This window comes from Echinicola soli (genome assembly GCF_006575665.1).
GTDB classification, from domain to species: Bacteria; Bacteroidota; Bacteroidia; order Cytophagales; family Cyclobacteriaceae; genus Echinicola; species Echinicola soli.
In genome coordinates this window covers 420311-438608 of the sequence record NZ_CP041253.1, presented here as the reverse complement: position 1 = coordinate 438608, position 18298 = coordinate 420311, and the positions used below count along the sequence as shown (strand labels likewise).

The window sequence follows — 18298 nt, the reverse complement described above, 5'->3', positions numbered from 1 at the left end:
CTCGGTGCCTTAGTTTCCTTATTTTGTCTGCCACCAAGACTTGAAGACGCAAAGGGTTTTGTTTTTTTCTAAATTGACTGGGTTGAGTTTATCCAAATGCCTTGAAGTCTAGTGGCTCGTTCCAATACACATTTTGATATTTACCCACCATAATCTTATAGAACAATATAATTTGATCCAAGTGTTTAATCTACCGCTAAGAAAGGTTGGATGAAGTCAAGGAGATCTTCCGTTTTTTCCATTAGTGTGATGTGGGTTGTGCTGGGGATGACCGCAAAGCCGGACGGTGACAAGGGTTCCATCATGCCTGTGCCTCCCCCTCCAAAAGCCTCAAATAGCTCCATGGTGTGTGTCATGTCCACACCGTCATAATCGCCTTTTATTATCAATACCGGACCGGGGATTGCTTTGATATTTGATAGACCAAGATCATAGGGCTGCTTTTCGAAAGCGATCATCTTGGACATAAAGTCACGCCAATTGCCCGGATCTGTGGCTACTTCCTCGTATATCGTCTGGATGGGAGTCCCCTCAAACTGCCCCACTGTCAAATTTGCGATGGACTGTTGGATATCCGAGGACCAGCCGGTGTCCTTGAAAGCAGAAGAGATGAAAATGATCTTTCCTACTTTTTCTGGATGGGCGATGGCAGTCTGGAGCGTGATGGTTCCTCCAAGACTATACCCGATAAAATCGGCCTTTTCGATTTCTAGATATTCCAAGAGCCCAGCCACATCGTCTGCAAAATTTTCATACGAAAAAGGGCGGTCAATGTCAGCTGAGCGCCCATGACCTTGCAGTTCTAGGGCGATGACTTTGTGGGTTTTGGCGAGTTCGGGAATAAGCTGGCCGTAATTGGCAGGAATGGTCATAAAACTTCCATGGACAAGCACTAATGGCCGGCCTTCCCCATGGATTTCATAGTACATTTTAAGGCCGTTTACGGGGGCATAGCCAGTTTTTGAGGCGTTGTTTGTCTGTGCTACTGAGCTGATTGCTAGATTGAAAATAAGCATTAGTGTTAGCAATGACGTTTTCATATCCATGGTTGTGATCTTTTTGTCGGAAGTTTATATCCCAAATTTCGACAACTCTATCGATTAAAGTAAGGTGCTATTGCGACGGTTTGAGGGGGGGATTTCCTGTATTGTAGGGAAAAGATGCGGAGTAGTGTCCTATCATTTCCTCCATCCTGTTGGATAAAATTGGATTTGGCAGAATGTGCGTGTTGAGAAAAAATGTGTTTAAATTTGTTTACCTACTAGTAGGTAGGTATATTGCGGCATGAATACAAAGGAGAGGATCATACAGCTTGCCGATGAACTCATCAGGACGAAGGGGTGCAATGCCTTTAGTTTCGGGGATATATCGAAAGCACTTCATATAAAGAATGCCTCCATCCACTATCACTTTGCCACCAAGACGGCACTGATCATAGCGGTGATCCAAAAGCACAGTCGCCTTCTTTTGAAATTCAAGCGACGGGTGGCTGAAGAAGATCCCCTGGAAAAAGTCAGGTTGTTTTTAACTACCTACACAACGGCCAGATCTGATGGGAAAATAAGTATTCTGGGCGCTTTGGCCAGTGATTACCTCACGTTAGATGAAGCCATACAGCTCGAGCTTAAGGTGTTGACCGATGGTACATTGCAGTGGCTGATGGAGACATTAAAAGAAGGGAAGGAGCAAGGGGCGTTTAACTATACCTCAGATCCTAAAAGCAAGGCCCAAATGGTCATTACGAGTATTCTTGGAGCAGAGCAGCTGTCCAGGGTTACATTTTACCATAATTTCAGGCAGGCCAAAGCGACTATTATCAATGATTTAATCAATAGAAAACCATGAGAAGAGTAGTAATTACAGGAATGGGAGCTTTGACGCCCACCGGAAATAATGTGGCAGATTTCTGGCAATCACTGAAGGAGGGGGAAAGCGGTGCGGCACCCATTACCAAATTCGATACCTCAAAGTTCAAGACAAAATTTGCGTGTGAGCTAAAAGACTTTAATCCGCAGGACCATATCCCAAGAGCTGAAGCCAGGAAGTATGACTTGTTTACCCAATATGCCCTGGTGGCGGTAGCCGAAGCAATAGAGAATGGGAAGGTTGAATTTGATCAACTGGATAAGAACCGCATCGGGGTGATCTGGGGATCCGGGAATGGGGGAATAGATACCTTTCACCAGCAAGTGGCGGAGTACGTTCGAGGAGATGGCACACCCAGGTTCAATCCGTACTTTATCCCGAAAATGATTGTGGATATAGCCTCAGGGGTGATTTCCATCAAATATGGGTTGCGGGGAGTAAACTTTGCGACCGTGTCTGCTTGTGCCACCTCCAATACGGCGATCATTGATGCCTTTAACCATATCAAGTGGAACAAGGCAGATATGATCATCACGGGAGGGTCAGAAGCTGCTATTACTGAAAGTGCCATTGGTGGCTTCGGTTCGGCAAAAGCCCTGTCCACCAATAATGAAAATCCAGCAACAGCCTCCCGGCCTTTTGATGTCAGTAGGGACGGATTTGTGATGGGGGAAGGTGCGGGAGCACTGATCTTGGAAGAGCTGGAATGTGCCAAAAGACGCGGTGCCACAATCATCGCTGAAGTAGTGGGGGGCGGCATGGCGGCAGATGCTTATCACCTGACGGGTACACACCCTGAGGGAGAAGGTGCCTATCTGGGCATGTTAGCGGCAATGGAAGAAGCGGGCATAGGCCCCGAAAAGATCGATTATATTAACGTTCATGCGACATCGACTCCCTTGGGTGATGTCAGTGAATTAAAGGCCATTGAGCGGGTTTTTGGTCGAGACAGTAAACTCAATATCAGTGCGACCAAGTCCATGACCGGTCATTTGCTGGGCGCAGCAGGGGCAATAGAGGCCATTGCCTGCATCAAGGCGATCCAGGATGACGTCATTCCGCCAACTATCAATACGGTCGAGGTGGATCCGGCTTGTCAAAGGGGCTTTGACCTGACCTTGGGCACGGCACAGAACCGGCCCGTCCAGTACGCGATGAGCAATACCTTTGGTTTTGGAGGACATATTGCCACTGCTATTTTTAAGGAGTATGAGGCGTAGTAGGGCATAAAATATTTTACTCATATACGGCGCAAAGGGAGCTCAATGTGTGTTCATTTTTTTACCCCATGTGCGGGGACAGGGCCCTTTGTGTAGGTGTTGCCGGATCTCAGCACCCGGTACATAAATAAATTGAGTCTCTGACTAAATATAAACTGTTTAAGCACCAATGGTGGACCAAGGGGTTCCGGTAACACCCTTGTTTTTCTATGTATTCAGTGTAAAATATAGCTATTCAGAGAAGCGGATCTTTTTTGGACTGGTAAGAAAGTGGATCCTTAAGGAATCAAGTTAATAAATCGATTTTGCAGTCAAATTAAGTAAGAATGACCAATTGCTGGTTAGATTAATTTTTGTCCATGGATAATTAATATAAGGCTAAAGAATCCTTAACCGCATAGGGCGATATATCATTTACTTTTGTGTTCGGATTTAAAAAGAGCCTGCTCCAACAGGCTCTCAAAAATAAGCATTGAAAATTTTCAGGTATCCAACACTTAAATTTTATGATTTCAAAATTACGATTTTCTAAAGCCATTTATGCCTCGGCATGTCTGGCTTTATGGGCAGGGGCAAGTACTGTCCCCCATGGCCTAATCGCCAAAGGTGCTGGAAATGATGTTCTCCTAAAGAGTAACGACTCATTTTCGGATTTAGTTTCAGTGAAAAAAGTAATCTCAGGCACCGTTACGGATGATCAGGGAGTCCCGTTACCGGGTGCTACCATTCGCGTCAAAGGCACCACCAATGGTACGGTTACCGATGTTGATGGTGAATTTTCCATTGAAGTAGAAGAAGGTGCTGTGCTTCAGGTTTCCTTTGTGGGCTTTGTTGCGCAAGAGGTGCCCGTAAATGGCCAGACTTCGTTTACCATTCAGTTGGCTTCTGATGCTGCCCAACTCGATGAAATGGTTGTCGTGGGTTATGGAACCCAGAAGCGGTCAGACATTACCGGTGCCATTGGTTCTGTCAAAGCTGGAGATTTTAATAAAGGGGTGATCTCTAACCCAGTGGATCTATTGCAAGGCAAAATGGCCGGTGTGAACATTACTTCCACCAGTGGGGAGCCTGGAGCCGCCCAAAATGTCATTATCAGGGGGATTGGTAGTTTGCGTTCTGGAACACAGCCGCTTTACGTGCTGGATGGTTTTTTGTTGGACAATTCCGATACGGGAATTGCCTCTAATCCGCTTAACTTCCTAAATCCGAGTGATATCGAAAGTATCGAGGTGCTGAAGGATGCCAGTGCGACGGCACTTTATGGATCGAGAGCTTCCAATGGGGTAGTAGTAATTACCACCAAAAAAGGAAAATCCGGTGCGACCCAGATGAACTTGTCCGCTTCCACCGCCTGGTCTTCGATGGCCAATAAAATAGATGTTTTTGGTGCTGATGAATTCCGTGAGCAGGTCGTTGCTGCGGGAGGAGATTTGGAAGATTATGGGGGGAATACGGACTGGCAGGATGAATTGACTCAAGTGGCCTTATCGAAAAACATCAATTTCTCGATGAGTGGATCCAACTCCAGTAAATTTTCCTACTTCGCTTCAGTGGGTTATCAAGATCAGGAAGGAATCCTGAAGAACAGTGAATTGGAGCGCTTTTCTGGCAAGCTAAACATGAACCAGAAGGCTTTTGACGGGAGGCTGAACGTAGATTATAACTTGACGGCTTCCCACACCAAAAACCTGCGGCCAAGTATCGGTTCTACCATTAGCGATATGCTGAGCTTAAACCCCACGGTTCCTACCTACACCGATGGTGAGCCCACTTTGCTCAATACCAATGCCCTGAACCCGTTGAAGCGGTATGAGCTGTACAGCGACGATGCGGCAAACAACCGGATCTTGGCGACGATCTCGCCTTCTTTTGAGATCCTGGATGGGCTGACCTATAAGTTGAACTTAGGTGTGGATTATTCCAGCACCAATAGATACCAGCAATACAGACCTTATACGGCTGTGATCAATGAGTCCAATATATCGGATGGTACATTGGATGAAGGAATAAGCGAGAACACCAATAAACTGGTCGAGAACACGCTGACGTATAATTGGCATAATTACCAGCATAACCTGACTGTTTTGGCGGGGCATTCCTTCCAGACCTTTTTGGATGAGTACAGGTTGACCTCTGCCAGGGGATTTGCCGATAATAATATAGAACCTCGGTATCAAGACCATAACAGTACCAGTGAATATCCTACTACGGTGAGTTCCTCTGCTGTTAAGAATGAACTGCAATCGTTTTTTGCGAGGGTGAATTACACCTTTGACGACAAATATTTGTTTACCGGCACCTTCCGGGCTGATGGATCTTCCAAGTTTGGAGAGAACAACAAATATGGCTATTTCCCTTCTTTTGCCCTGGGCTGGAATATCACCAAGGAGGATTTCATGAGCAATTCTGTTTTCGATAACCTGAAGCTGCGTGCCAGCTGGGGACAAACCGGAAATCAGGAAATTCCTTCGAAAATTACGAAAGCAAGTTATTCCGAAGATAGGTTGTCAGAAGGATCGGGCAGTCTCAATACCTACCCCATCGATACCGACGCCACGTCATTGGACGGGTATCCTTATGGTATCGTCTTCACCAGATTGGCCAATCCTGACCTGCAGTGGGAAGTGTCCACCCAAATCGATTTCGGGATTGATTTTGCCTTCTTTGACCATCGCTTGACCGGTACCTTGGACTACTTTAAGAAAGTGTCTTCAAATATCCTGCTGGAAGTCGTGCCTGCTGATCCTGTAGAGCCCACTTCTACTTATTGGGACAATATCGAAAACATGAAAATCCACAACAGTGGGATTGAGCTGGCCCTGGATTATGCAAGTGTAGAGCGCGGTGACTTCTCTTATTCGATCGGCGGTAATGTTACGTTCATTCAGAATGAGGTAAAGGATTCCCCTTATTCGGTATTGACTACAGGAGCTGCACAGGGAGCCGGCCAAACGGGCGCGACCATTAACGGCTATATCAACGGTGAGCCTATCGGGGCGTTTTATATGTTGGAGTTTGATGGTATTACAGAAGATGGGGTCAATAGATTTAAGGATACCAATGGCGATGGCGAAGTGCTGGACAATGATCGTACGGTGGTCGGAAGTGCTATCCCCAAAGTGATCTATGGTGCACACATGAACTTCAACTATAAGTCATTTGACTTAGGCCTGAACTTTAATGGTTCTGCAGGAAGTAAAGTGTATAATCACACGACCATGTCACTCTTTACCAAGGCTCAACTGGCCAGGTCCAATAACACGACGGATTTCGCGACACAATACCCAGAAGAGTCCTTTAATAATTCCAATACGGTATCCACCCGTTTCTTGGAGAATGGCTCCTACTTCAGGCTGAACAATGCCACGTTGGGCTATAACCTGAACTCAGCAATGATTGGTTTGGGTGATGCCTTCCAAAATATCCGGATTTCGGTGACAGGCCAAAACCTGTTTGTGATTACGGATTATACTGGATTTGACCCAGAGGTAAACACGGGCTCCACGGCCGGAGGTATTCAGACTTTCGGGATCGACCGGTTTACCTATCCGAGAGCAAGGACTTATTCGATCAACCTGAATTTGACCTTCTAAAAAGAAAATTGATGATTATCGAATCATAGAGAAAATTTTAATCAAATGAAAAATAGCATGTTTAACAAGACACTTCTGATCGTTGCATTGATATTTGCATTTCTAAGTTGTACGACGTTAGAAGAAGAGGTACTGGATGAGTCCTTGACCGGTACAGGTCAGGCCGAGGTGGTCAGCGGATCTATCGCGCCGGTATACGGCCTGCTTCGTCAGGTATGGATGCATACTGTTAATTTTGGTCTTCAGGAGGTCGCTTCTGATGAGGGAATACTCCCTTACCGTGGAGGTACGGATTGGTTTGATGGCGGTAAGTTTATTGCCGTTCACCAGCACTTGATGACCCCTACAAACGGCTTGGTAGGGGACGCTTGGACGTATATTACACAGACGCTTTCCAGAGCGGTATTGGCAGAAGAAAGACTACGCCTTGAGGTGGAAAATGGCAATTCGGCTGCACAAGATGCACTGTATGAGATGATCGCCATGAAAGCTTACCTCAACATGCTCGCGCTGGACAACTGGGGATTGGTTTTCAGGAAAGAATATTCCAATGACCTTTCCGAGATCCTCAGGGGTGAAGCAGCCGTCGAGTACCTGGAAGGGGAATTGTTGTCAGTGGTCGATGTGATCAATAGTGACAAAGGACCCGGTAGATTGAACAAATATGCCGTGGAAGCATTGCTGGCGCGGTTGTATCTGAATGCAGCGGTGTATCGCGATCCGTATGGCACACCTGACTTCCGTCAAGAGGACATGGATAAGGTGATCGAGTATACAAGTAATATCATTGATGGACCATATGCCTTGTCCGCAGAGTATTTTGACCTATTCAGTGATGATAATGATGCCAGCCCAGAGGTTATATTTTCACTTGATCAAAGGGGTGTACTTCAGACAGAGCATAGTCGATGGGCCTACTGGTCCATGTCCGGTGATCAAATTCCACGACCTGAATTTCCCAATACCCGGGGAACCGATGCTGTGGCAGCAACCCCCGATTTCTATCAGTCCTGGGTGGATGCTTATGGTGATGTGGATCCCGCAGATGCCGATGCACGTTTTTTTAAGGAAAATACGGTTATCCCTGAAGACCTTAGGGACCTTACCGGGGTTAATCCCAACAATGACGCAGATCACTACTACTGCGTGGAGGCCACCGAGTTTGAAGTGGACAGGGGAATCCTCCGCAATATCATCTGGGGACCCAGAAAGGATGAGAGTGGTAATATCATGACCTGCGAGGATGGTACTGTAAGGATCTATCCTGTGATAAACAGAAGAAGCAGCGGTGCAGACATTCGCTATGTAGATCATACGCTCAAAGTGGACTTTACCACCGAGGGAAGCTTGCACAATGCGGGCTACCGGTTTTCCAAGTATCAGTTTAGCCATACGGCTCCCAACTGCTGTAGCAACAGTAGTGTGGACTTGGTACTGATCCGACTGGGAGAAATCTACCTGATGCGTGCCGAGGCCAAGCTGAGAAAAGGCGACAATGCTGGTGCCCTGGCCGATGTGAACACACTGAGGACATCCAGAGATGCACGTCCTGCGCAGACCCCTGCTCCCTTCGATGACATTGACCTGGACATCCTGTTCAGGGAGAGTGGCTTTGAGCTGTACTGGGAAGGCCACAGAAGAAACTACCAAATCCGCTATGGCAAGTACGAGGACAGCTGGACAGAGAAAAACGATGCGGACGTGCACAAACGACTTTTCCCCATTCCCCAAAAAGCCATGGACGGCGCTTCCAGTGAGCCAGGCTTCTTGGAGCAAAATGCTGGTTACTAATTAACCTATAAACCTTTTAACAGTAAAGCCGGTGAGGATGACTCACCGGCTTTTTTTTGGTTGCGCTATATTTTATACATACCGATTAAACCCGCCGTAGATTTTCTGATGCATGCGGGTTTAATGCCTGGCGGAATTAACTAAGACATCCGCTTCACTATTTTAGCGGACAGAAGGTGCCGCAGTGATGCTCCGATAGGAGCACTAGCTTGGTAATGGAAAGTGAATGCAGTATCCTAACAGTGCCGTAGGTAATGACCATTTAGCCTAGTTTAGCTTTCCGGTAAAACTACTGCTGGTTCCTAATCCGGTGGATAAGGTTAACTTGTTATTGGAGATTGTAATGTTTAAAGATCCAGCTGGCTCTGAAATATTCAACTTAAATTCTGGAAGATTTTGAGAAGGGGAGGAAACAACAATATAGTTTGATTCTTGTAAAACGACTCCATTTTCTAAGATGATCAACCTGCCTTCTTCGTTGAAGATATGGGTTTTGGTTTTTCCTTCACTCTCAGGTGTTTTGACGACTGGGTCTTGGCCTCTGTGCTGAACGATCGTTTCTTCCCAGTTCCATTCTCCTATTATTTCTTTTTTAATACCATCCATAGTTTGGATTGGTTCGGGGGCATCTGCATTGCATCCAGCAAACAGGAATAATAAAAGTATAAATGAAAATTTGTTCATTTTGTTCTTCTTTTAATTAAGAGGGAGAATTTCTCGTTTACGCTACAATTTCGTATTAAAGGAGTAATTCAACGACCTCAGCCGCTGTTGGTACGTCTGCATATATATCTTTTGGGCTTCCTCATTGAGAAAACTCCTGTAAATTAATGTTTTAACTTCGGTTTGCTCGGCGATGTAGTTCGACAAGATTTTCGAAGTTCGTGATTCTAATAGCCCTATTCTTATACCAAATTCATAGAAGTCGTCATAGGCGTAAAATGCATTGGCCTTGTAGCTTTCGGTCTCATAATCGTTTTTGAAAAGACCGTCTTTTAGTGCGAGTTCCGGATCTTTTACATGGAGCTGGGAATTTGTAAGGTCATAGGCGGGACTCAATTGGTAATCTCCTGCAGGGGTTTCCAAAAGGCTGAAGTTTTTTAGGTGGGCATCTCCATTGGAAAACAGGAAATTGAACAATACCAATTTATAGAAGTTTTCCAAAACTATGGGAGCAGCAGTGGCATATTGTTTAATGAGGTCTGCAATACCCTCATAGCTGTAATTGTATTTAAATTCATCACCATCGGTTTCCTTTGTTTTACCGGCTAGTGTGGCAAAATCCTCGATCCCTAATTTTTTTCCGTTTTTCAATACATCAAACCTTTTGGTGAGATAAGCGGGTTCTCCATTTTGAAAGAATATCAAGGCGTTTTCAGCGGTTGTCAATCCATATACTTGCTTGGCGATCTGCATGGTCAGGTGCTCATTTGCAGGGACCTGTCCCACCCGTTCCAAATCCCTAGGGATTGGTTTAAGGATATAAGTGCCCTGTTCACCTGCTTTGGTCAAGCGGATTACTCCTTTATCCCAAATTACAGATAATTTTTCCTGGACTCCGGAAATGGATATCCGTTTCCGGTTATCCATCAATGCTGCCATTTCCTGGTCATTATTGGACTGATGGCTCTGGTAAGGTAAAAAGTGGCTTGTTTTTTTACCTTCAAACATATGCCTAATACAACGGGTACTATAAGTCTCGTGATCGGGTGCTAGTGTGCCAGGGCAGTTGGTAATCTTAATCATGGTTCATTTATGGGGTGGATAGTGATGGGGCCAATGGTCTCTTTGTCAGCGGTGAGCAATAAAAGTCCAAAATAATCGGATTCATCAATTTGGTATTGACGGGCCTGGAGCTTTAAGTTTACGCCTTCTGAAAGCATATTGAAAAAGAAAGGAAATAGGTGCTCTGATCGATAATCTTTTTGGCTTTTGGGCAAAGTAAGACTAAGCGCAGGTTTTTGCGGATCATCAAACCAGGTCTGGTCATATGAAAAAGTATACTTTTCAGGGCCTTCCTTGGTCAGCCAGCCTACCAATTCTCCGTTTCTTAATACCTTGGCCCTTTTCATTGATCAGTTAATTTTTTGACATTAATGGAAATTTCCAACCCCAGGATATTGGCAATTTTGTTCAAGACCCTTATCGATGGGTTTGCCTCACCTCTTTCGATTTTGTAGAGAGTGTTGATGCTGATTTGGGCCATTTCCGCAAGGTCTGATTGTGTTATGCCCAACATTTTGCGACGCTCCCTAATACTATTGCCTATCTCATTAATTGTCATTATAATGTGATTTTTGATGAAATTAGCAATAAATCGATTGTGAATCAAAACAAATCACATTATAGTGTGAAAATTAATGATTATCCTATTCTTGTTGAGGGATAGGCTAGTATTTTTCATAGTATAATGTGAAAATAAGGGGTATTTTAATGGATGTCGTTTGAGACACTCTATTAGAAAATAATCATGGTTACAAAAACAAGAGAATCTGAGGCCTTAATGCACATCACCAGTAGCCTAGAATTTCTCCAATACTGAAAGGCCCTCTTTCCTGGTGTTTTTTTCTCCAGCGTGAAGAATACATGTTTCCGATCTCAGTGTGTTTTTCGTATTTGTCCACTACGATCACTTTAGATTTTTTCTTTTTCATGGCAGTACATTTTATGTTATGCCATTTAAGATCGTATCCGATAGTAGAGCCTACCCTCAAATAAGGCCAATTTTACTGGGCACTTATCTGGATTGAAATATTTTTGATTTATTCAAGTACACTTTCTAGGTTCTATAATAGTAGAAATATTTCCTTTCCACTTTTATTTAATGTAGAAAATGAAGAGATTTTACCTTCCTGTACTAAGAAAGGTGCAATAAGTTCTTCCTTACAATATAATAAATACACATCTCCATCTGGGGTAGAAATTAATTCAGGAAAATATTTCTTTCTTGCCTTAGCCTCCTTAAGTGAAAGAATTTCAATATTTTCTTTAGAATTATTACATATTTCAAGGTTATTTCTGATAGCTTCAAAAACTGGTTGTGCATATTCTTGGTCAAACTTTTGGACGGAATCTTCATTACTTTCTGATAGACGTATGATTCCATCAGCCTTCAATTCACCAAGAGAGATTTTATCTTTTTCGATAGAGGAAATAAATCGATCGATGATGTTATTGCCAATTTCATTTTGTGCCATTACCTGAAAATTGGAAAAAGACAAATATATAAAGAAAACAAATATTTTTTTCATGATTTTAAGTTTTTTTAATCACAATCGCCTGAATTTGAATTGGATGTTCCGCTTGATGTCATAACAGTATAATCTGAATTAGATGTCATATCCCTGATATCCTCTCCAAGGTCGCCAGGGTTACTCCCCCCTCCTCCAGGCCAAGTCCCGTGTGTATCTAGAAGTTGTGTATTTGATTTACTAAAACATTTGATTGCAAAATCTGTGCAATTGTATGAATTTAGATTATATGTTGGCGGATAGGACCTAATAGTACTGAGAAGGTCAGCAAATTCCGCAGAAGTTAAATTCGCACTTATCTTTATCACAGTTTCAGCAGAATTATCTGAAAGTCCTGAAAAACTGATCGTCCTCACAGAAAACTGTGGCATGAAAAACTGGGCCCTGGCTCAGGTTTCAATCGAAAATAATATTTTTATACATGAAAACCTTGGGGCATTTCTTCTTGTAGGTTCATATCTTCTTGTTTTTCCACAAAGCTAGGTGGTCAAAACTCACTATGAAACATGTACTTTATAAGGTGGTTACAAGAAGTCAGCAGAGACCATAGTAGTCAACAGGACTTGAGCTTCGTAAAACCGAAGAGTTCTCACGGGTTGATGAAGGGCCGAATGTATTGTGAAGTGAAAATTCGATAAGGAGCCTTTGTGTAGCCTTATCTTAGAAGTAGCGGAAAGGGGGGGTGGTGTAAAGAGCGACATTCCTATGCTTTACGAACCGCCGTATACGAGACCCGTACCTACGGTGGTGTGAGAGCCTTAACCTGAGCCAATTGGCTCAGGTCGAGCTACTCGATTGCAATCTTTTTATTCTCTTATTTTCCTTAAAATATTTGCTATATCCTTATCATAATCATCAATCCACACAGTTTTGACTCCAAGCGATTCAGAGTCTTTCTCTTCAAATCTATTTTGAATTTCAATCAGAAGGCTAACTGTTTCATCAAAGTCAAGTTTTGCTTTGACCTTTTCGTTGAATATTTGTGGGTTATCATCGAGAATTTGCTTAAGTCTTTCTCGGACCCAAACTTTCGATGATTTCTTTTTTATTATATAATGGAATTTTCTTCCTTTTTTTTGAGAGTTGGCTATGTCGAGTAGACGTCTAATATTTGGGTCGGATAAAGATGTTCCAATGAATAAGCAAGTTTTATCCCTAAATTTATTTATCTGTACAATGTTGTTCCAACTGTAGATATTGCTGTACTGCTCATGATAGACATATTCACCAAGTGTAATATTGTTTAATTCATTGATTTCTCCTTCTTGTGGTAAAAAACCATGTACATGATATATCGCTAAAGCTCTGTTATCTGGATCAACCGCTTGACCGTAAACTGACTGAAATGGTATGTCCATTTTCTTTTCCTTGATTTTTGTTTCTATAATATCATCATAGTTATAGGTTATTATTCCATCAAGGTTCCGGCTATTTCCTGGTGCGGCGCACAGCTTTACGATTTCGTCCATTATTGGAGAAGCTGCATTTTTATCAAAAGACTCATATAATGTTTTTCTTACTTCCTTTTCGAATTTATTCTTGTCTTTAGAATTAAATAGAGACCCCTGAAGGTATCTTCCTGCTATTAATGGACTTGGGTTAAAAACTTTAGAAAAGACTTTGGAGAGAACTACGGCTTTTTCTGGTGTTTCTTCTATTGTTTTAAGAAGTAATTTTTGTAATAGAAAATCCCAAGTTGGCAAACCATAGGGCCTAGAAATCCCTGCACCTAATACAAGATTTAAATTTTCTGCTTCATGAGCCTGCTTCAGTTTTTTTATTGCAGTCGAGGACGTTGATTTACTTGTGGCGGGTAAATTCTTTAAAATATTATCAAAGTCAATTGTCTGCAATGATTGTAAAGACTCACGGAGCTTTTCAAGGTAATTCTCAGGTAGGTTAAACTTTGCCGAAGCTATTATCTTGCTAAGGTTGCTATAGTATTCTGATTCTATATTCATGGTTTATTCAAATATTGCACAACACTTGTATTCAGCACCTCTATTGCTTCTATTTCTTTTATCTTAACCGTTCGCAAACTACAATGAAGGTTTACAGCCGCTTACAAACGAACATTCCCTAAAACTACTCCATCCCCAGATATCAAAAAATACCATAAACAAGGTGTTTTTAGCTAATGAGTGGTGAGAAATCAATGGTTTATCTATGTCTTTGAGTGTAATCCGGCCGAATGAACGCTTAAGATACGCCATGGCCATCGCGCGGTGAGTGTGTGATTGCATAGTGAGAGTAGTGTTATTTGTTAAAAAGTGGGAATTGCCAAATCAAATATATTAATTATTGCCATTAAGTAAAATATAGATTGATATTTTATTAATTAGAAAGGAGGATGGAATTTACTGTATCTAATTAACAATTGAAGCTAATAGCTTTTGGAATAATTTCGAAATATGTTCAGTGTTAATTTAATTCATTAATCAGATACAAAGTTAGCTTTCGGGCTGCTGTAGCGTGCCAAGAGCGTTCGGCATAAACACAGGGCTGCCCGCTTAGCCTTCATTTATTCCGTTGCCACTTGGCCTTGATTGCCCTCAAGCTGGGATGGTATCCAAATTAATTTCTAACCTTAAATTGAAATGTTATGGATACCCAAAACAGAAAAATCGTTCCCAACAAAGTAGCCGAAATCGTCCTTAGTTACCAACCTCATGTCAAACTTTTTGAGGTTCTTAAAATCACCTCTTCCAAAGAAGCCTATGACGTGCTTTTAGAAAACTGGGATGAGTCAAAACTGCAGTTCGTAGAACAGTTTAAAGTGATGTTGCTTAACCGTTCTAACAGAGTTCTTGGAGTCGTTGATGTCTCAACAGGTGGGACCTCTGGAACTGTTGCAGATCCAAAAATCATTTTTGCAGCTGCGGTAAAATCGAATAGCTCAGGAATGATTTTGGCTCACAACCATCCTTCAGGAAACCGATTTCCAAGCAATACCGATAACAACTTAACTGAACGAATGGTCAACCTAGGTAAATTGATGGAATTGCCGGTTCTAGATCATATAATCGTCACAAGTGAATCCTATTATTCCTATGCTGATGAAGGGAGGGCTATAAAGGCCCTTCCTATTGTATTTGTTCCCTCATATTTGTTTTTAAAAATAATAAGGTATTAGAATACATCAACTAGACCTCTTTTATCTTCCTCGGTAGACCATTGTACCTGATAAATTTGCCCATCAATTTGATCCAGTAATAAAAAATTGTAAATATTTTCTGTGGGGTATAATGTAAACCTCCCATTAACCTGTCTTTCTTCACTGACAAGAGATAATGTATTTACAGGCAACTCTCCTTGTGAGCCGTCTTCACTTATACTAAAATGAACTTGCCAAATATTACCATTCCTTGTATTCAGCTTTAAAAACGTCCAAATGTTTTGCGTGGGAAAGAGTTGATAAACTGAGTTTTCGGCTGGCTGTTGGTTGTTTTCTGTTTGGTTTTTTGTTATAGCCGATTGAGCACAAACTATTACAGATGTGAGAGCAAATAAAAATGTTAAATATATTTTTTTCATATGTACTATTGTTTGGTTTCACCAACTTGTTAAAATACCTCTTAAAAAGTGAAGTTTGCAGTTTTGGTGAAAACGAGGAGCTCATTCTCCAAATTAGCTAGTGGGTTTTTTCTTTATCAATTTTCAAAACAGTATAGTAATGGTAAAGATACCGAAATATTCTGTAGGCAAAAAGGTTGTATTTCAATAATTGTATTGATTTATGCGGAAATAGGTTGTCATTCTGAAGATTTTCTAGTCCTTTGGTGAGAATCTAACTTTTTTTGAAAACTTGGGTATACCCGGATTAACTACCCGAAAGATAGTTTTGACAAGTTTGGGGCATAATCAAACAGTTATGCCATGAATGATGTAATCTTAACACAAATTGACAAGGAAGTACTGGTAGACGAAATCGCTGATGCAGTTGCAACCAGGCTTTCCTCTCCTTTACCTGCGCAAGAGCCAGAGGATGAACTTATCCAAATCCCAGAGGTGATGAAACTACTGGGGAGGTCACGCACGACGATCAACAATTGGCGAAAAGAAGGTTTTCTAAAGGAGCATGTCTTTAATACCAGGGTTTATTTCAAGAAGTCGGAAGTAATGAATGCTGGTAGGCAAAAGAACGGCCTGAAAAAATAAAAGCAGGCCGGTCAAAGCCTGCATAGTCTTTTGTCAGAAACAGTATTTCCTATTGTTCATTATAAAAGTACTGTTTCTGCCTTTATTTTCAAATGATTAAGTGCAGAATTATGAGAACCCATAAAAAAGTCAAAGACCTTGACGGCGGCTCGAATTCTTCCACGGTACGAATGATCAAGTATCTTATGTCCAAGTATGATTTCATCAATAACGTTGTACTGAACGAGGTGTTTGCCAGTGAGAAAGAAACCAACCCTTACCATCCGGTCAATCCCAATACACTCTACATAGAAGCCAGGGCAGGAGGTTACCGGACTTCGGAGGGTGAAATATCCTCCTTTCTCAGTTCGGACTATATCCCTTCAACAGATCCCTTTGTGGCCTATTTCGAGAAGCACAAGGAACTATGGAACCAGGCAGAGCATGGCGATTATATCGCCCGCTTTGCTTCCTATATCCATGCCGAAGACCAGGATAGGTTTAATGTACAGTTCAAGAAATGGCTGGTGCGTTGTGTGGCCTGCAGTATACGGGACGATTATTACAACAAGCAGGCGTTCATCTTTATCCAGGACAAACAGAATACCGGGAAGACTACGCTAACACGCTTTTTGGTCCCTCCGGAACTAAGAGAGTATTATGCCGAGAATATCTCAGTGGACAAGGACAGTTTAATTGCCCTTTGCCAGAATTTCGGGATTATTCAGGATGAACTGTCCACCCTCTCCCGGGCAGAGATCAATGCGCAGAAAACCTTGATGAGCAAGTCAACCGTGAAAGTTCGTCACCCCTATGATCGCAAGGCCAAGATGGAGCCAAGAAGGGCATCAATCTGGGGCAGTACCAACAAGGCCGAATTCCTGATCGATGAAACAGGGAGTGTCCGCTGGCTCTGCTTTCCCCTTAAGGGAATTGACTGGGACTACAAAAAGGACATTAACATCAACATTGTCTGGTCCCAGGCCTATCAGCTCCTGCATTCCGGTTATCGGTTTGAAATGACTAGGGAAGAAATAGAGGAGAATGAAAGAGCCAATGTCTTTTTCAGTTCCCTTACCGTGGAGTTTGAGCTGGTCCAGAAATACCTGGTTCCTGGGACCAAGGAAGATCCATTTATGACCGCATCGGATATTGTCACCATGTTGACCGGTCTTGAAGATGGAAAGGTCAGGATCAGCATACAGGAGGTCGGAAAGGCGCTTAAAAGATTGGGCTTTGAGCAGTGCTCCAAGCGTGGCCACCATTCCTCTGCCTATCCCAGAAAGGGGTATTATGTCAAAGTAGAAAATCAGGGTACTACCTACTACAAAGGTTATAACCATTAGATATACAGTGGTTTAAGTGTAGTGGGCGGTTGAAAGAGAAAACTACTACAGCTTACTACACAGCTACTTGTAGTAGCCTGTAGTAGCACCAGAAAAAAGGTACTACACTACAAACTTCCCTAAAAACACCTTCCAATATTCATTAGGGAGCGATTTGTAGTATGTAGTAGTTGTAGTAGACATATTTTACATTTTCACCATTTAACAACCTTACCATGAACATCAAACAAGCAAGCGAGCTGTCCATTATTGCTTTTCTGGAAAAGCTTGGCATCAGGCCCTCAAAGGTTTCCGGGGACAGTTATTTCTATCATTCACCCTACAGGAAAGAAAACACACCTTCCTTTAAGGTCAGTGCCTCCAAGAACCTATGGATTGATTTTGGGGACAACAATTATGGGGGAAAGGTCCTTGACCTGGTCATGAAATTGAAACCAGGCTTGTCCGTTTCCGATGCCCTTCATTACATCGAAGATATTACTGGTAACTCTTTTTCTTTTCACCCACAGGTATCCTTCGAAAAGGAGCGTGAGCATAAAATAGAAATCCGATCGGTCAAAGCCATTGGAAGTAACCCGGCCTTAATGGACTACCTTCTTCATCGGAAGGTCAGCACCGAGACGGCATCCAGGTTTTGTATGGAGGTGTATTATTCCATTGGGGACAAAAAGTATTTCGGGATTGGAAACAAAAACGAGAACGGCTGGGCCATCCGGAATGCCTATTGGAAAGGCAGCAGTGGGCAGGGCATCAGCTACTATCCAGGGGAAGGCAAAACCCTCCATATGTTCGAAGGGATTTTTGACCTGCTCAGCTTCTATGAGCGCAATCAAAAAGATGTCGAACCCGATGACTTTCTGGTGCTGAATTCCCTGTCCAACATGGATGCGGCAAGAAAGATTATAGTAGATTTTCCACGGGTAAACCTTTACCTGGACAATGATATACAGGGCAAGGTGTGGACAAAAAGATTGCTTAAAGACTTCAGTCAATGCATTGACCAATCAGGTAAATATTTAGGGTATAAGGATCTAAACGATTACCACCGAAAGTCAAAAAGCGTTGGCGTGCGAAGGTAGCAACGTTTTATAAGT

Annotated in this window: 17 protein-coding genes; 8 read left to right on the top strand and 9 right to left on the bottom strand. The window is 42.6% G+C overall.

Annotated features, from left to right (window positions below; genetic code table 11):
* Nucleotides 1–185: 185 nt before the first annotated feature.
* Nucleotides 186–1046, bottom strand: coding sequence for an alpha/beta fold hydrolase (locus FKX85_RS01990; RefSeq protein ID WP_141613143.1), 861 nt, complete (start codon nt 1044–1046; stop codon nt 186–188).
* Between the two features lie 238 nt (nt 1047–1284).
* Here FKX85_RS01990 and FKX85_RS01985 point away from each other — a divergent pair, with 238 nt between their 5' ends.
* From FKX85_RS01985 to FKX85_RS01970, 4 genes are all read left to right on the top strand, one after another.
* Nucleotides 1285–1845, top strand: a complete 561-nt coding sequence (locus FKX85_RS01985; RefSeq protein ID WP_141613142.1) for a TetR/AcrR family transcriptional regulator — start codon at nt 1285–1287, stop codon at nt 1843–1845.
* Nucleotides 1842–3086: a beta-ketoacyl-ACP synthase II gene (gene fabF, locus FKX85_RS01980; RefSeq protein ID WP_141613141.1), complete on the top strand. Its 1245-nt coding sequence runs from the start codon at nt 1842–1844 to the stop codon at nt 3084–3086. Before FKX85_RS01985 ends, fabF begins: the two co-directional genes overlap by 4 nt.
* A gap of 506 nt (nt 3087–3592) precedes the next feature.
* Nucleotides 3593–6679, top strand: a complete 3087-nt coding sequence (locus FKX85_RS01975) for a SusC/RagA family TonB-linked outer membrane protein (RefSeq protein ID WP_141613140.1) — start codon at nt 3593–3595, stop codon at nt 6677–6679.
* A gap of 45 nt (nt 6680–6724) precedes the next feature.
* Nucleotides 6725–8470, top strand: a complete 1746-nt coding sequence (locus FKX85_RS01970) for a RagB/SusD family nutrient uptake outer membrane protein (protein WP_141613139.1) — start codon at nt 6725–6727, stop codon at nt 8468–8470.
* Between the two features lie 267 nt (nt 8471–8737).
* On the opposite strand, the gene FKX85_RS01965 is transcribed toward FKX85_RS01970, so the two are convergent.
* The 7 genes from FKX85_RS01965 to FKX85_RS01940 all read right to left on the bottom strand — a co-directional run bounded on the left by FKX85_RS01965 (nt 8738) and on the right by FKX85_RS01940 (nt 13682).
* The gene (locus tag FKX85_RS01965) at nt 8738–9154 is read right to left on the bottom strand and encodes a hypothetical protein (protein ID WP_141613138.1); all 417 of its coding nucleotides are present in this window, start codon (nt 9152–9154) and stop codon (nt 8738–8740) included.
* Nucleotides 9155–9196: 42 nt separating this feature from the next.
* Complete coding sequence (locus tag FKX85_RS01960) at nt 9197–10216, bottom strand: type II toxin-antitoxin system HipA family toxin (protein ID WP_141613137.1); 1020 nt, start codon at nt 10214–10216, stop codon at nt 9197–9199.
* Nucleotides 10213–10542 (bottom strand): HipA N-terminal domain-containing protein, encoded by a 330-nt coding sequence (locus tag FKX85_RS01955; RefSeq protein ID WP_141613136.1) that lies wholly within the window; start codon nt 10540–10542, stop codon nt 10213–10215. Before FKX85_RS01955 ends, FKX85_RS01960 begins: the two co-directional genes overlap by 4 nt.
* Nucleotides 10539–10754 carry a helix-turn-helix domain-containing protein gene (locus FKX85_RS21705; protein ID WP_210416896.1) on the bottom strand — a complete coding sequence of 72 codons (216 nt, stop codon included), beginning with the start codon at nt 10752–10754 and terminating at the stop codon, nt 10539–10541. The genes FKX85_RS01955 and FKX85_RS21705 overlap by 4 nt, the downstream gene beginning before the upstream one ends.
* Before the next feature lie 226 nt (nt 10755–10980).
* On the bottom strand, nt 10981–11124 hold the full coding sequence (locus FKX85_RS21370) for a hypothetical protein (protein ID WP_168196199.1): 144 nt from the start codon (nt 11122–11124) through the stop codon (nt 10981–10983).
* A 132-nt stretch (nt 11125–11256) separates the two neighbouring features.
* On the bottom strand, nt 11257–11721 hold the full coding sequence (locus tag FKX85_RS01945; RefSeq protein ID WP_141613135.1) for a hypothetical protein: 465 nt from the start codon (nt 11719–11721) through the stop codon (nt 11257–11259).
* Nucleotides 11722–12527: 806 nt separating this feature from the next.
* Entirely contained in the window at nt 12528–13682 is a 1155-nt protein-coding gene (locus FKX85_RS01940) for an SIR2 family protein (RefSeq protein WP_141613134.1), read from the bottom strand.
* 641 nt (nt 13683–14323) lie between these two features.
* On the opposite strand from FKX85_RS01940, the gene FKX85_RS01935 reads away from it, so the two are divergent.
* Nucleotides 14324–14854: a JAB domain-containing protein gene (locus FKX85_RS01935; protein WP_229239733.1), complete on the top strand. Its 531-nt coding sequence runs from the start codon at nt 14324–14326 to the stop codon at nt 14852–14854.
* Here the strand turns inward: FKX85_RS01935 and FKX85_RS01930 are convergent.
* Nucleotides 14851–15255, bottom strand: a complete 405-nt coding sequence (locus FKX85_RS01930; RefSeq protein ID WP_141613133.1) for a hypothetical protein — start codon at nt 15253–15255, stop codon at nt 14851–14853. The genes FKX85_RS01935 and FKX85_RS01930 overlap by 4 nt on opposite strands.
* A 342-nt stretch (nt 15256–15597) precedes the next feature.
* Here FKX85_RS01930 and FKX85_RS01925 point away from each other — a divergent pair, with 342 nt between their 5' ends.
* The 3 genes from FKX85_RS01925 (at nt 15598) to FKX85_RS01915 (ending at nt 18283) form a co-directional block, all read left to right on the top strand.
* Entirely contained in the window at nt 15598–15879 is a 282-nt protein-coding gene (locus FKX85_RS01925) for a helix-turn-helix transcriptional regulator (RefSeq protein WP_141613132.1), read from the top strand.
* A 110-nt stretch (nt 15880–15989) separates the two neighbouring features.
* Nucleotides 15990–17204: a VapE domain-containing protein gene (locus tag FKX85_RS01920; RefSeq protein ID WP_141613131.1), complete on the top strand. Its 1215-nt coding sequence runs from the start codon at nt 15990–15992 to the stop codon at nt 17202–17204.
* A 215-nt stretch (nt 17205–17419) separates the two neighbouring features.
* Nucleotides 17420–18283 carry a toprim domain-containing protein gene (locus FKX85_RS01915; RefSeq protein ID WP_141613130.1) on the top strand — a complete coding sequence of 288 codons (864 nt, stop codon included), beginning with the start codon at nt 17420–17422 and terminating at the stop codon, nt 18281–18283.
* Nucleotides 18284–18298: the final 15 nt, after the last annotated feature.

Excerpts from the sequence above, each read along its gene's own strand:
- FKX85_RS01960 (WP_141613137.1), bottom strand. The coding sequence starts at position 10,216 with ATGATTAAGATTACCAACTGCCCTGGCACACTAGCACCCGATCACGAG.
- FKX85_RS01955 (WP_141613136.1), bottom strand. The coding sequence starts at position 10,542 with ATGAAAAGGGCCAAGGTATTAAGAAACGGAGAATTGGTAGGCTGGCTG.
- FKX85_RS01920 (WP_141613131.1), top strand. The coding sequence starts at position 15,990 with ATGAGAACCCATAAAAAAGTCAAAGACCTTGACGGCGGCTCGAATTCT.
- FKX85_RS01990 (WP_141613143.1), bottom strand. The coding sequence starts at position 1,046 with ATGGATATGAAAACGTCATTGCTAACACTAATGCTTATTTTCAATCTA.
- fabF (WP_141613141.1), top strand. The coding sequence starts at position 1,842 with ATGAGAAGAGTAGTAATTACAGGAATGGGAGCTTTGACGCCCACCGGA.
- FKX85_RS01965 (WP_141613138.1), bottom strand. The coding sequence starts at position 9,154 with ATGAACAAATTTTCATTTATACTTTTATTATTCCTGTTTGCTGGATGC.
- FKX85_RS01970 (WP_141613139.1), top strand. The coding sequence starts at position 6,725 with ATGAAAAATAGCATGTTTAACAAGACACTTCTGATCGTTGCATTGATA.
- FKX85_RS01985 (WP_141613142.1), top strand. The coding sequence starts at position 1,285 with ATGAATACAAAGGAGAGGATCATACAGCTTGCCGATGAACTCATCAGG.
- FKX85_RS01975 (WP_141613140.1), top strand. The coding sequence starts at position 3,593 with ATGATTTCAAAATTACGATTTTCTAAAGCCATTTATGCCTCGGCATGT.
- FKX85_RS01940 (WP_141613134.1), bottom strand. The coding sequence starts at position 13,682 with ATGAATATAGAATCAGAATACTATAGCAACCTTAGCAAGATAATAGCT.
- FKX85_RS01915 (WP_141613130.1), top strand. The coding sequence starts at position 17,420 with ATGAACATCAAACAAGCAAGCGAGCTGTCCATTATTGCTTTTCTGGAA.
- FKX85_RS01935 (WP_229239733.1), top strand. The coding sequence starts at position 14,324 with ATGGATACCCAAAACAGAAAAATCGTTCCCAACAAAGTAGCCGAAATC.
- FKX85_RS21705 (WP_210416896.1), bottom strand. The coding sequence starts at position 10,754 with ATGACAATTAATGAGATAGGCAATAGTATTAGGGAGCGTCGCAAAATG.
- FKX85_RS01930 (WP_141613133.1), bottom strand. The coding sequence starts at position 15,255 with ATGAAAAAAATATATTTAACATTTTTATTTGCTCTCACATCTGTAATA.
- FKX85_RS01945 (WP_141613135.1), bottom strand. The coding sequence starts at position 11,721 with ATGAAAAAAATATTTGTTTTCTTTATATATTTGTCTTTTTCCAATTTT.
- FKX85_RS01925 (WP_141613132.1), top strand. The coding sequence starts at position 15,598 with ATGAATGATGTAATCTTAACACAAATTGACAAGGAAGTACTGGTAGAC.
- FKX85_RS21370 (WP_168196199.1), bottom strand. The coding sequence starts at position 11,124 with ATGAAAAAGAAAAAATCTAAAGTGATCGTAGTGGACAAATACGAAAAA.